At 70.2% G+C, this 13,165-nt stretch carries 8 protein-coding genes; 5 read left to right on the top strand and 3 right to left on the bottom strand.

Annotated features, from left to right (window positions below; genetic code table 11):
• The first annotated feature begins 19 nt into the window (after nucleotides 1–19).
• Nucleotides 20–1,705, top strand: coding sequence for a fumarate hydratase (locus tag GCN81_RS19130; RefSeq protein WP_156725827.1), 1,686 nt, complete (start codon nucleotides 20–22; stop codon nucleotides 1,703–1,705).
• A 96-nt stretch (nucleotides 1,706–1,801) separates the two neighbouring features.
• Here the strand turns inward: GCN81_RS19130 and GCN81_RS19125 are convergent, their stop codons facing one another.
• Nucleotides 1,802–2,317, bottom strand: a complete 516-nt coding sequence (locus GCN81_RS19125; RefSeq protein ID WP_156725826.1) for an allene oxide cyclase barrel-like domain-containing protein — start codon at nucleotides 2,315–2,317, stop codon at nucleotides 1,802–1,804.
• Between the two features lie 170 nt (nucleotides 2,318–2,487).
• Nucleotides 2,488–4,041, bottom strand: a complete 1,554-nt coding sequence (locus GCN81_RS19120) for a ricin-type beta-trefoil lectin domain protein (protein WP_156725825.1) — start codon at nucleotides 4,039–4,041, stop codon at nucleotides 2,488–2,490.
• Nucleotides 4,042–4,143: 102 nt separating this feature from the next.
• On the opposite strand from GCN81_RS19120, the gene GCN81_RS19115 reads away from it, so the two are divergent.
• From GCN81_RS19115 to GCN81_RS19100, 4 genes are all read left to right on the top strand, one after another.
• Nucleotides 4,144–5,544, top strand: a complete 1,401-nt coding sequence (locus GCN81_RS19115) for a class II fumarate hydratase (RefSeq protein WP_407697990.1) — start codon at nucleotides 4,144–4,146, stop codon at nucleotides 5,542–5,544.
• A gap of 91 nt (nucleotides 5,545–5,635) precedes the next feature.
• Entirely contained in the window at nucleotides 5,636–6,298 is a 663-nt protein-coding gene (fomD, locus tag GCN81_RS19110; protein WP_156725824.1) for a cytidylyl-2-hydroxypropylphosphonate hydrolase, read from the top strand.
• A gap of 315 nt (nucleotides 6,299–6,613) precedes the next feature.
• Nucleotides 6,614–9,115: a SpoIIE family protein phosphatase gene (locus GCN81_RS19105; RefSeq protein ID WP_197287702.1), complete on the top strand. Its 2,502-nt coding sequence runs from the start codon at nucleotides 6,614–6,616 to the stop codon at nucleotides 9,113–9,115.
• Nucleotides 9,116–9,291: 176 nt separating this feature from the next.
• On the top strand, nucleotides 9,292–10,755 hold the full coding sequence (locus GCN81_RS19100; RefSeq protein WP_156725823.1) for a catalase: 1,464 nt from the start codon (nucleotides 9,292–9,294) through the stop codon (nucleotides 10,753–10,755).
• Nucleotides 10,756–10,867: 112 nt separating this feature from the next.
• Here GCN81_RS19100 and GCN81_RS19095 read toward each other — a convergent pair whose 3' ends face one another.
• Nucleotides 10,868–13,132, bottom strand: a complete 2,265-nt coding sequence (locus GCN81_RS19095; protein WP_156725822.1) for a transglycosylase domain-containing protein — start codon at nucleotides 13,130–13,132, stop codon at nucleotides 10,868–10,870.
• Nucleotides 13,133–13,165: the final 33 nt, after the last annotated feature.

Here is a 13,165-nt window from a genome sequence, read left to right as displayed (position 1 = left end):
GCTGTCTGCCGAGTGAGGAATGGCCGTAATGCCAGAGTTTGCGTACTCCGATGTGCTCCCCCTGGGAGAGGACGCCACGCCCTACCGACTGGTGACCGCCGAGGGTGTGTCCACCTTCGAGGCCGACGGGCGCACCTTCCTCAAGGTCGAGCCGGAGGCGCTGCGCCGGCTCACGGAAGAGGCTATCCACGACATCCAGCACTACCTGCGGCCCGCGCACCTCGCCCAGCTGCGCAAGATCATCGATGACCCCGAGGCCTCGTCGAACGACAAGTTCGTCGCGCTCGACCTCCTCAAGAACGCGAACATCGCCGCCGCGGGCGTCCTCCCGATGTGCCAGGACACCGGCACCGCGATCGTGATGGGCAAGCGCGGCCAGAACGTCCTCACCGAGGGCGGCGACGCGGAGGCCCTCTCGCGCGGCATCTACGACGCGTACCAGACCCTCAACCTGCGCTACTCGCAGATGGCCCCGCTGACCATGTGGGACGAGAAGAACACCGGCTCCAACCTCCCCGCGCAGATCGAGCTGTACGCGGCCGACGGCGACGCGTACAAGTTCCTGATCATGGCCAAGGGCGGCGGCTCGGCGAACAAGTCGTTCCTGTACCAGGAGACCAAGGCGGTCCTGAACGAGGCCTCCATGATGAAGTTCCTGGAGGAGAAGATCCGTTCGCTCGGTACGGCGGCCTGCCCGCCGTACCACCTGGCGATCGTCGTCGGCGGCACCTCGGCCGAGTACGCGCTGAAGACCGCGAAGTACGCCTCCGCGCACTACCTGGACGAGATCCCCGACGCGGGCTCACCGCTCGGCCACGGCTTCCGCGACAAGGACCTCGAGGAGAAGGTCTTCGAGCTGACGCAGAAGATCGGCATCGGTGCGCAGTTCGGCGGCAAGTACTTCTGCCACGACGTACGCGTCGTCCGCCTCCCACGGCACGGCGCGTCCTGCCCGGTCGCGATCGCCGTCTCCTGCTCGGCCGACCGCCAGGCCGTCGCGAAGATCACCGCCGAGGGCGTCTTCCTGGAGCAGCTGGAGACGGACCCGGCGCGCTTCCTGCCGGACACCACGGACGAGCACCTCGAGAGCGAGGGCGAAGAAGACGTCGTACGCATCGACCTCAACCAGCCGATGGACGAGATCCTCGCCGAGCTGTCCAAGTACCCGGTGAAGACCCGGCTCTCGCTGAACGGCCCGCTGGTCGTCGCCCGCGACATCGCGCACGCCAAGATCAAGGAGCGGCTCGACGCGGGCGAGGAGATGCCGCAGTACCTGAAGGACCACCCGGTCTACTACGCGGGCCCCGCCAAGACCCCCGAGGGGTACGCGTCCGGCTCCTTCGGCCCGACGACGGCCGGGCGGATGGACTCCTACGTCGAGCAGTTCCAGGCGGCGGGCGGCTCCAAGGTGATGCTCGCCAAGGGCAACCGCTCCCAGCAGGTCACCGATGCCTGCGGCAGCTACGGCGGCTTCTACCTCGGCTCGATCGGCGGCCCGGCCGCCCGGCTCGCGCAGGACTGCATCAAGAAGGTCGAGGTCGTCGAGTACGAGGAGCTCGGCATGGAGGCGGTCTGGAAGATCGAGGTCGAGGACTTCCCGGCCTTCATCGTCGTCGACGACAAGGGCAACGACTTCTTCAAGGACCCGTCGCCGGCGCAGCCGACGTTCACGGCCATCCCGGTACGGGGTCCTGGCCTGGACTGACCGAGGGCCTGGGCTGACCCAGGGCCTGAGCCGACCGAGTCTCAGGTCCGAGGGGCCCCGCGCGACGGGGCCCCTCACCTCACCGCGTCACCGCGCTCAGTCCGCGAGGTGGAACTCGAACCGCTGGAACTCCCCGTCGGGAACCGCCCGGACTTCGCCCCGCGCGTCGGCGAAGTCGCCGGTCCCACCCGTGATGGCGATGTCGAAGGCGGGCCCTTCCTCCTCAGCCAGGCTGTACGTCAGCAGCGTCTGCCCGGTGAGCTGACCTCCACGGTCGCCGGTCAGGACCATAGTGGCTACGCACATCATCTCCCCGCCCTGCTCGCTCGTCCGCACCACGTTGCACACCCCGCCCTCCCGGCCAGCCCTCTCCGCATCCTGATCCTTGCTGGTGAAGAAGTCGTCGGCGAAGGTGAAGCTGTCGCCCGCCTTGGGTGGCTCGGTCGGCTCGGGCTCCGCGTCGTCCCCGGTGACCTCCTTGGCGTACAGCGTGAAGTCGGGGTCGCCGTCTGGCTGGGCAGGGGCCGCGGCGGCGATCGGGGCGGCGCCGAAGGCAACGGCGGCGACCACTGCGGCGCCGAGCGCGCCCATCCTCGTGAAATCGCGGGACATGCCTGCCTCCTGTGGAGTCGGGGTTCCCCTCTTGGCACGCTTCTCATTGTCCGGCCGTGCCCATGAGCCCGCCAGCTCACGCGGGACGCCGGAAAGGTCCTGGTCACCGCCTTGCGACCAGGACCTTCCGGCTGTGCGGGGACGCTCTGTTCCCGTTCTGTTGCCGTTCGTTACGCGAAGCGCTGGCTGGCTGAGCCGTCGCACTTCTGGAGTTTCACCGCGCCCTTGGGTGAAGCCAGCGTCACGCAGAGGCCGTTCGCCTCGGCCGGGCGCAGGGTGCCCGAGTCGTTGGTGAAGCGCTGGTTGGCGCCGCCGTGGCAGTTCCACAGGGTGAGGGCGGCGCCCTCGGTGTACGTGCCTTCAGGGACGTCGAGGCAGCGGTCGTGGGTCTGCTCGATGTGCAGCGACTTGGTGGACTTGTCGTACCACCAACCCTGGTGGCGCTCGCCCGAGCAGTCCCAGCCGATGATGTCCGTGCCGTTGCGGCTGCTGGCGCCCTCCGCGTCGACGCAGGTGCCGGTCGCCTCGTTCTTCAGCGGGGCGAACTTCTCGCTCAGGACGCCCGGATACAGCTTCGGGCTGCCCGTGCTGGCCGGGTCGACGCAACTGGCCTCGTTCAGGCCGGAGTCGTACAGCTGCGTCAGGCAGGCGGCGAAGGCGCCGTGGCCGGCGGCGTTCGGGTGGAAGGACTGGCGGGCGGAGTTCTCGTCCGGCGGGAAGGGGTTGCTCAGCTCCAGGTAGAGGCCGCGCGCCCAGGTCTGTTCCATGCAGACCTCGTGGCCGTGGAAGAGCCGGGAGCTGTCGAGGTAGGTGGCGCCGCTGTCCCGTGCGGCGGCCCTGATGCCGGTCTCGAAGGTGGGTACGGCGTAGTTGCGGCCCCAGGCCGCGTCGGAGTCGTAGCCGGTGCAGCCGCCGGGGATCTTGCCCGGGTAGTTGGGGTTGTCGTAGATGTCGGGGCCGATCGGGCTCGGGTAGCTCATCACGACGAGCTTGTACGAGTCGTCCGCGTACCCCGCGTCGCGCATCACGGTACGCAGATCACCCACCGTGTCCTCGACCTTGGGCTTCAGGCCGTCCACCCGGCCCTGCCAGCCGGGGGCGTACTTGGGCTCGCACGCGCCCTGGAAGGTGAACCAGCGGACCACGCAGTCGGTCATGACGGGACCGAACTGGAGGTCGTCGTTGGCGCCCGCGACGAGCAGCACCATCTTGATCTTCGTGTTCCTGGCCTTGATGGCGAGGCTGTCGCTCTGCACCAGTTCGTCGGCGTACTGCTTGCTGCCGCCGATCTTGATGTTGCCGGACGACGCGCCGGAGCAGGCGACGTTGTACGTCTGGTCGGCGGGCACGCCGGTGCGGTGGATCGCGGCGACCTTCGAGCGGTGGCACCAGTTGTCGGGGCCGTCCGTGCCGGGTTCGTACGATCCGGCACCCTCGCCTGAAATCTCACTGTCGCCGAGTGAGATCAGGCCAGTCTGACGCTGGCTCATAGGGCGCTCGGCGGAGTCGCCGTAGAGCTTTGTCGCCTCGGCCGCGCGGATCGCCTCGAGTTCGGGCGGAAGAGGGGTCGACGCGGGTGCCGCTGCCGGTGCCGATGACGCGGGAGCGGCCTGGGAGATGGGAGCGTTGAGGCCGAGCAGGGCTACGGCTGCCGCCGCCGCGGCGGCGACGGTGCCTCTGATGCGTGGGCTGTTACGACGGGTCGTGGGTCTGGTGTGTTGCATGGGCGCCTCCCCGATTTCACTGTTACCACCGGTATTTACTGGCTGGTAGCCGACTTGGGAATAGCCCGAACAAGACAAGTGCTCAACTTTCTGGAGGCGATCATGATGACCAACGAAGACGAGCAGTACCGGATCGAACATGACTCCATGGGTGAGGTGCGGGTTCCCGCGCACGCCAAGTGGCGGGCCCAGACCCAGCGCGCCGTGCAGAACTTCCCGGTCTCCGGGCAGCCGCTGGAGTCCGCGCAGATCGCGGCGCTGGCCCGGATCAAGGCAGCGGCGGCCAAGGTCAACGCCGAACTCGGCGTCATCGACAAGGACGTGGCCGACGCCATCCAGGACGCGGCGGCCGAGGTCGCGGACGGGCGCTGGGACGCGCACTTCCCGGTCGACGTCTTCCAGACCGGCTCCGGTACGTCCTCCAACATGAACACCAACGAGGTACTGGCCACCCTCGCCGGGGAGCGGCTCGGCCGCGATGTCCACCCCAACGACCAGGTGAACGCCTCCCAGTCGTCGAACGACGTCTTCCCCTCCTCGATCCACATCGCCGCGACCGGAGCCGTGACCGACGACCTGATTCCGGCCCTGGAGCACCTGGCGGCCTCCCTTGAGCGCAAGTCCGAGGAGTTCGCCGAGGTCGTGAAGTCCGGCCGGACCCATCTGATGGACGCCACCCCCGTGACGCTCGGTCAGGAGTTCGGCGGCTACGCGGCGCAGGTACGGTACGGCGTCGAGCGGCTGCGGTCCGCGCTGCCACGGCTGGCCGAACTGCCCCTGGGCGGCACGGCCGTCGGCACCGGCATCAACACACCGCCCGGCTTCTCGGCGGCCGTCATCGCCGAGGTCGCGCGGGCCACCGGCCTGCCGCTCACCGAGGCCCGCAACCACTTCGAGGCGCAGGGCGCGCGGGACGCGATCGTGGAGACCTCCGGCCAGCTGCGGGTCATCGCGGTCAGCCTCACGAAGATCGCCAACGATCTGCGCTGGATGGCGTCCGGGCCCCGTACGGGACTGGCGGAGATCAACCTCCCCGACCTCCAGCCGGGTTCGTCGATCATGCCGGGCAAGGTGAACCCGGTGATCCCGGAGGCGGTCCTGATGGTCGCGGCCCAGGTAACCGGGAACGACACGACGGTGGCGGTGGCGGGCGCGGCCGGGAACTTCGAGCTGAACGTCATGCTGCCGGTGATCGGCAAGAACGTCCTGGAGTCGGTACGGCTGCTGGCCGCCGCGTCCCGGCTGCTCGCTGACCGTACGGTCGACGGGATCACCGCGAACGCGGAACGGGCCCGCGAGTACGCCGAGTCGTCCCCCTCCGTGGTGACCCCGCTGAACAAGTACATCGGGTACGAGGAGGCCGCGAAGGTCGCCAAGACGTCACTGGCCGAGCGGCGCACGATCCGTGAGGTGGTGCTGGCGGGCGGGTACGTCGAGCGGGGCGACCTGACGGTCGAGCAGCTCGACACGGCGCTCGACGTCCTGCGGATGACACGCCCCTGAGCAGGCCTCCGAAGGTGCTGGCGACCGGAACCGGACGGGCTGATTTCGGCCCGTCCGCGTCCCCTCCGGCGCCCCCGCCTAGGATCTGCGCATGACGGAGCACACGGCGGCGCGCTGGGCGCCAGGAAGTCACATTCTGTGGCGGTACCGGGAGAACGGAGGGCCACACCCGCATATCTGCCGTCCTGTGACGGTCGTGCAGGACACTGACGAGCTGCTCGCCGTGTGGCTCGCGCCCGGGACGGAATGTGTGAAGCCGGTGCTCGCCGACGGCACTCCCGTACACCAGGAGCCGCTGGCCACGCGCTACACCAAGCCGCGCGCGGTGCGCCGCGACCGCTGGTTCGGGACCGGCGTACTGAAGCTGGCGCGGCCCGGTCAGCCGTGGTCGGTGTGGCTGTTCTGGGATCCGGGCTGGCGCTTCCGGAGCTGGTACGTGAACCTCGAGGCGCCCCGTACGCGCTGGTCGGACGGGGTGGACTCGGAGGACCACTTCCTGGACATCTCCGTATACCCGGACCGCAGTTGGCTCTGGCGCGACGAAGACGAGTTCGCGCAGGCGCAGCGGGCCGGGCTGCTGGACGCGAGGCAGGCACGGGCCGTACGGGCGGCGGGCCGGGCCGCGGTCCGGGCCATCGAGGCGTGGGGGCCGCCGTTCACGGCGGGCTGGCAGCACTGGCGGCCTGATCCCGCCTGGCGCGTGCCGGCGCTTCCGGACGACTGGGACCGTACGCCCGCGCATGTGTCCCCATGAGACCCTTGCCGCGCCCCCGTGGGGCAAACGTAGGATCGTCGTCCGCAAGGGCGCGTGCGGGCAGCACGGCAGCAACTGTCGGAGCACACCCGGCATTTGACCGATGTACGTCACTGAGGGGCGGCAGGACGTGGACGAGAGGGACGCCGGGGTGGCTGTGAGGCCATTGGGCAGGTCTGGCGCGTTGGCGTGGAAGTTCCGTTCCCAGGGCACCCATTCGGGGTATCCGACCTGGGGGAGGACTTGCGCCGGGCCGCGCACGACAGGACGTGGGAACGCCGGGCGCGCAGCCCTGGACGGACGGATGCGAAGCGCGTGACGGAGCAGCCCACATCGCACGAGGGTCGACAGTGCGGCACGGCCCAGCCGACCGCCCCCGCGGACACCCGCGGGGCACGCCAGCGATCCCCCAAGCCGTCGGAAGCGCCGGGCGCGCCCGGGGCCCTGGGCATGGCGGCGACACCGTTATCCGCGCACGACGGCGACCCGGCCGCCGAGCACACCCAGCCCGCGAGCCCCGATCCGGCGGACCCGGCGAGCCACCGGGCACGCCCACGCCCGCCGTCGGACGAGCCCACGAGCCCGGCACGGCGGCCTGGCCGGAAGCCGAACGCGACGCCACACCCGAAGGACACCATCCCCACACAGCCCACCACCAGCCCCACGAGCCCCACCAGCCCCAACGGCGCCACCCACCACCCCGAGCCCAGCACCGGGACCGGGACCGGGACCGAAGCCGGGGCCAGGGCCACGACCGGGGCCACGACCGAGGCCGAAACCAAAGCCGCGAGCGAAGCCGGGGCCGGAATCGGCACCGGAGCTGACGCCGACGCCGACGCCGGGGCGTCTCCCGTGCGGAGTGAACCCGACGCGTCGTGGCCAGCGGCCGTCGCGGCAGGCGTGCCAGAAGTACGGGCCGAGCCCGAGGTGCGGGCCGAGCCCGGCGCCGCGGGCGGGCCCGAGGTACGGGCCGAGCCAGAAGTACGGGCCGAGCCCGGCGGCGCGGGCGGGGCCGGCGGTGGCTCGCTGAACGCGGTCCCGGTCGGCGGGCGCGGCGGGCGGCGGGAAGGGGACCGGCTGCGCTTCGTCGGCGCCGCCACCCGGCGGATCGCCCGCGGCATCGACCTCGACGAGATCGTCATGGGCCTCTGCCGAGCCACCGTGCCGACGTTCTCGGACGCGATCCTGGTCTACCTGCGCGACCCGCTCCCCGTCGGCGACGAGCGCCCGGTGGACCCCGTCGTGCTGCGCCTGCGCCGCACCGACCAGCTACGGCTGGTGGACGAGGTGGCCGAGGCCACGGCAGCGGCCACGGCAGCGGCCACGGACACGGCGGGCGACCAGCTGGAGACCGAGCGCGGCGCGCTGTCGCCCGCCCTCCAGCTCCAGCCCGTCGACACCCCCGCGGCCGAGCTCTGCGAGGTACGCCCCGGCGGCGCGCTCGCCGAGGTACTCAGGGGCGTACGCCCGGTCTTCGCCGACGCGGCGGCCGCCGAGACCGCGCTGCCCGAACTGCTCGGCGAGGACTGGACCGTACCGCCAGGCCCGCGCGCGATCCTGGCCCCGCTCCGGGGGCGGCGCCGGGTGATCGGCGCCGCCGTGTTCCTGCGGCGGCCCGACCGTACCGCCTTCGACCCGGACGACCTGCTGGTCGCCGCCCAGCTGGCCACGCACACCGCGCTCGGCATCGACAAGGCGGTGCTGTACGGCCGCGAGGCGTACATCGCGGACGAGCTCCAGCGCACCATGCTGCCCGAGACGCTGCCGCAGCCCACCGGCGTACGGCTGGCCAGCCGCTACCTCCCGGCCGCCGAGACGGCCCGGGTCGGCGGCGACTGGTACGACGCGATCCCGCTGCCCGGCAGCCGGGTCGCGCTGGTGGTCGGCGACGTCATGGGCCACTCCATGACCTCCGCCGCGATCATGGGCCAGCTGCGCACCACGGCCCAGACCCTCGCGGGCCTGGACCTGCCCCCGCAGGAAGTGCTGCACCACCTGGACGAGCAGGCCCAGCGGCTCGGCAGCGACCGCATGGCGACCTGCATGTACGCGGTGTACGACCCGGTCGCGCACCGCATCACCATCGCCAACGCGGGCCACCCGCCCCCCGTGCTGCTGCACCTGGGCGGCCGCGCCGAGGTGCTCCGGGTGCCGCCGGGCGCGCCGATCGGCGTCGGCGGCGTCGACTTCGAGGCCGTGGAGCTGGACGCCCCGGCCGGGGCGACGCTGCTCCTCTATACGGACGGCCTGGTCGAGTCCCGGCTGCGCGACGTGTGGACCGGCATCGAGCAGCTACGGGAGCGGATGGCCGCGACCGCCCGGCTGACCGGACCCGACCACCCGCCGCCGCTGGAGGCGCTGTGCGACGAGGTGCTCGACATACTCGGCCCGGGTGACCGGGACGACGACATCGCACTGCTCGCCGCGCGCTTCGACGGCATCGCGCCCAGCGATGTCGCGTACTGGTACCTGGAGCCGGACGCCTCGGCACCGTCCCGCGCCCGTCGGCTGGCCCGGCGCGCGCTCCAGCGCTGGGGCCTGGAGGAGCTGACCGACTCGGTGGAGCTGCTGGTCAGCGAGGTGGTCACCAACGCCGTGCGCTATGCGACCCGGCCGGTGACCCTGCGGCTGCTGCGTACGGACGTCCTGCGCTGCGAGGTCGGCGACGACGTGCCGCAGCTTCCCCGGCTGCGCCAGGCACGGGCCACCGATGAGGGCGGTCGCGGGCTGTATCTGGTGAACCGCATGGCCAGGCGGTGGGGCGCGACCCGGCTGTCGACGGGGAAAGTGGTCTGGTTCGAGCTCAACCGAGGCTAGGCCTGTCCGCCGGACAGGGCCTAGCCCCCATCGGGGCTCATCCACATGTTGCCGACAGGCCGTCGGCAGAGTTGACTGGCGTGGACTAGCGTTGACTGGAGAAGTGAACGCAACGAGCTGAACGCAGCGACCTGAACGCAGCGACCTGACGACTTTCGTCCGAGGGGATGATCCTCGTGACCGAGACCCCAGAAAAGGTCCCGTACACCACATCCAACTCCGGCATCCCGGTGGAGAGCGACGAGCACTCGCTCACCGTCGGCGCCGACGGCCCGATCCTGCTCCAGGACCACTACCTCATCGAGAAGATGGCCCAGTTCAACCGGGAGCGGGTCCCCGAGCGCGTGGTCCACGCCAAGGGCGCGGGCGCGTACGGGACATTCGAAGTCACCAACGACGTCAGCCAGTTCACCAAGGCTGACCTCTTCCAGCCGGGCAAGCGCACCGAGATGCTGGCCCGTTTCTCGACGGTCGCCGGTGAGCAGGGCTCTCCGGACACCTGGCGGGACCCGCGCGGCTTCGCGCTCAAGTTCTACACGGAGCAGGGCAACTACGACCTGGTGGGCAACAACACGCCCATCTTCTTCGTACGGGACCCGAGTAAGTTCCAGGACTTCATCCGCTCCCAGAAGCGCCGCCCGGACAGCGGGCTGCGCGACCACGACATGCAGTGGGACTTCTGGACGCTGTCCCCGGAGTCCGCGCACATGGTGACGTGGCTGATGGGCGACCGCGGCATCCCGAAGTCGTACCGCCATATGAACGGCTACTCGTCACACACCTACATGTGGGTCAACGGCGGCGGCGAGCGGTTCTGGATCAAGTACCACATGAAGACCGACCAGGGCGTCGACTTCCTGCCGCAGCGCACGGCGGACGAGCTCGCGGGCACCGACGCCGACGTGCACCGCCGCGACCTGTACGAGTCGATCAAGTCGGGGAACGCGCCGAGCTGGACGATGTACGTCCAGGTCATGCCGTTCGAGGACGCGCCCGACTACCGCTTCAACCCCTTCGACCTGACCAAGGTGTGGCCACACGGCGACTACCCGCTGATCGAGGTCGGCCGGATGACCCTCGACAGGAACCCGGAGGACTACTTCATCCACATCGAGCAGGCCGCGTTCGAGCCGTCCAACCTGGTCCCGGGCATCGGCCCGTCGCCGGACAAGATGCTGCTCGGCCGCCTGTTCTCGTACCCGGACACGCACCGCTACCGGATCGGCCCGAACTACGCACAGCTGCCGCCCAACCGGCCACGCTCGCAGGTCCGTTCGTACGCCAAGGACGGCCCGATGCGGTACGAGCCCGCGCGGGTCGGCGCGGTGTACGCGCCCAACTCCTACGGCGGCCCGGCCGCCGACGTCCAGAACTTCGGCGACCCTGCGGGCTGGGCGTCGGCGGGCGAGATGGTCCGCGAGGCGTACAAGCCGCACCGCGAGGACGACGACTGGGGGCAGCCGGGCACGATGGTCCGGCAGGTCCTGGACGACGCCGCGCGGGAACGCCTGATGTCCAACGTCAGCGGGCACCTCGCGCAGGGGGTCACCCGGCCGGTCCTGGACCGGGCGTTCCAGTACTGGCGCAACATCGACAAGGAGCTCGGCGACAGCATCGCCACCCGCGTCAACAGCGCCTGACGCCGCCAACAGCGCCCGACGCTGTCAAACAGCACCTGGCACCGCCAACAACAGCACCTGACGCCGTCAGCGGCACCTGACAATGCCGAGCGTCAGGCCAGGAGACAGGCCCTCAGTCCCCGTCCGGCCAGTCCCCGTCCGGCGCGGACTGAGGCTGAGGGATGCCGTACGTGGGCTCGTCGCTCGGGTCCGGGTCGGGCTGTGTCGGCTCCGGGGGCTCGAACGTCGGCGTCGGCTTCTCGGTCGGCTCGAGCGTCGGCGGCGGAGTGGTCGGGGGCTCCGTCGTCGGCGGCGCGGTCGTCGGAGGCTCCGTCGTCGGGGGCGCGGTGGTCGGGGGCTCGGATGACGGCGTCTCGCTCGGCGTCGGCGACGACGAGCTGCTCGGCGTCGGCTCCTGGGGCGTACGGACCGCCGAGCCCATGCTCGTGTCCAGGTCGAACTTGGTCGGCGCGCCCATCACACCAAAGGTGTACGCGGCCCAGATCTGGGCCGGGAAGCTACCGCCCGCGACGTTGCCCAGACCCGTCGTTCCGGTCATGCCGCGCAGGGAGACCTGCTTGCCGCCCTCGGACGGGGGCGCCTCACCGAAGAGGCCGACCGCGGTGACCAGCTTCGGGGTGAAGCCGACGAACCAGGCGGACTTGAAGTTGTCCGACGTGCCGGTCTTGCCCGCGACGGCCTGTCGGGCGTTGCGTACCGCCGCGCCCGTACCGTCGTTGACCACCCCGGTCAGCACCGAGGTCACGGAGTCCGCGGTGGAGCGGCTGATCACCTGGTCGCCGATCGGGTTCCCGAGGTCGACCTTGCCGCTGATGTGCTCGGCGGAGCGCACCACGGCCGGGTTGACCTTCTTGCCGTGGTTGGCGAAGGTCGCGTAGACCCCGGCCATCTGGAGCGGGCTGGCGCCCATGGTGCCCAGGGCCTGGGCGGGCACGGCCTGCTGGCCCTCGACGTCCATGCCGAGCGTGTCGGCCATCTTCATGACCTTGTCCATGCCGACGTCCACGCCCATCTGCGCGAAGACGGAGTTCACGGATTTGTTCATGGCCTTCTGGACGGTGACCGGGCCGTAGTCGGCGTCGCCCTGGTTCGGCGGCGCGTAGGCGACGTCGCTGCCCTCGACGGGCGTCTCGCTGTCACCGTTGTAGACGGCGTCCGCCGTGATCGGTTCGCCGTCCTGCGTCTCGGCCTCGTGCTCCAGCGCGGCGGCGAGGATCACCGGTTTGAAGGTGGAGGCGGGCTGGTAGTCGGTACGGGTCGCGTTGGACCGGTAGTGCTTGGTGTAGTCCACGCCGCCATACAGCGCGAGTACCTGGCCGGTCTTGGGGTCCACCGAGGCGGCGCCCGCCTGGACGGCCGCGTCGACCTTGTTGCTGTCCGGCTTGAGAGCGTCGGTCAGCTCACCCTTGGCCGCCTTCTCCAGCTGCTTCTGCTTCTTCTTGTCGATGTTCAGGGTGATCGTCCAGCCACCGGCCTCGATCTCGGCCTGGGACACGCCCTTGGCCCGCAGCTGCTGGTTGGCCGCCTCCACCAGGTAGCCGACCTGGCCCTGCTGGCCTGGTACGGGCTTCGGCTCCTCCGGCTCGGGGAACGTCATCCCGGCCCGCGCCCCGGCGTCCAGCCAGCCCTCGCCGACCATGTTGTCCAGGACGTAGTTCCAGCGTTCCTTGGCCAGCTTCTTACCGGTGTCGGTGGCTATCGCCCAGTCGTACTGGTTGGGGGCCTGGAGCAGCGCGGCGAGGTAGGCGCCCTGTTCGACGGTCAGGTCCTCGGAGTCGACGCCGTAGTACGCCTGGGCCGCGGCCTGGATTCCGTAGGCGCTGCGGCCGTAGAACGCGGTGTTCATATAGCCCGCGAGGATGTGGTCCTTGCTCTTCTGCTGGTCCACCTTGAGGGCGATGACCAGTTCCTTGAGCTTGCGGCTGACCGTCTGGTCGTGGGTCAGGTAGTAGTTCTTGACGTACTGCTGGGTGATCGTCGAGCCACCCTGCTTGCCCTGGCCCCTGACGGTGTTCAGCAGGCCGCGGGCGGTGCCCTTCAGGTCGACGCCCTTGTCCTTGTAGAAGGACTTGTTCTCGGCGGCGACGAAGGCGTTCCTGACGTCCTTGGGCATCCGGTCCAGGCCGACGATCTCGCGGTTGAGCTTGCCGGTGCGGGTCAGGATCGAGCCGTCGCTGTACTTGTAGACGTTGCTCTGGAACTCCGCCTCGGCGTTCGCCTCGGGGACGTCGACGTACATGTACAGACCGATGAATCCGGCCATGCCGAGCAGGCACACACCAAGGAACGTGCCGAGCATCTTCTTCCAGGTGAAGAAGCGGCGTATGCCGCCGCGCGCGCCGCCCTGCCGCGCTTGTCTGCCTTCCGCTCGGCTCATTAGCCCGCTGCTCCAGTCACTGTGGTCCCCCGG

This window comes from Streptomyces apocyni (genome assembly GCF_009739465.1).
In the GTDB taxonomy this organism is placed as follows: domain Bacteria; phylum Actinomycetota; class Actinomycetes; order Streptomycetales; family Streptomycetaceae; genus Streptomyces; species Streptomyces apocyni.
Note: the sequence above shows the minus strand (reverse complement) of the source record. Positions and strands in the feature narration are given on the sequence as shown.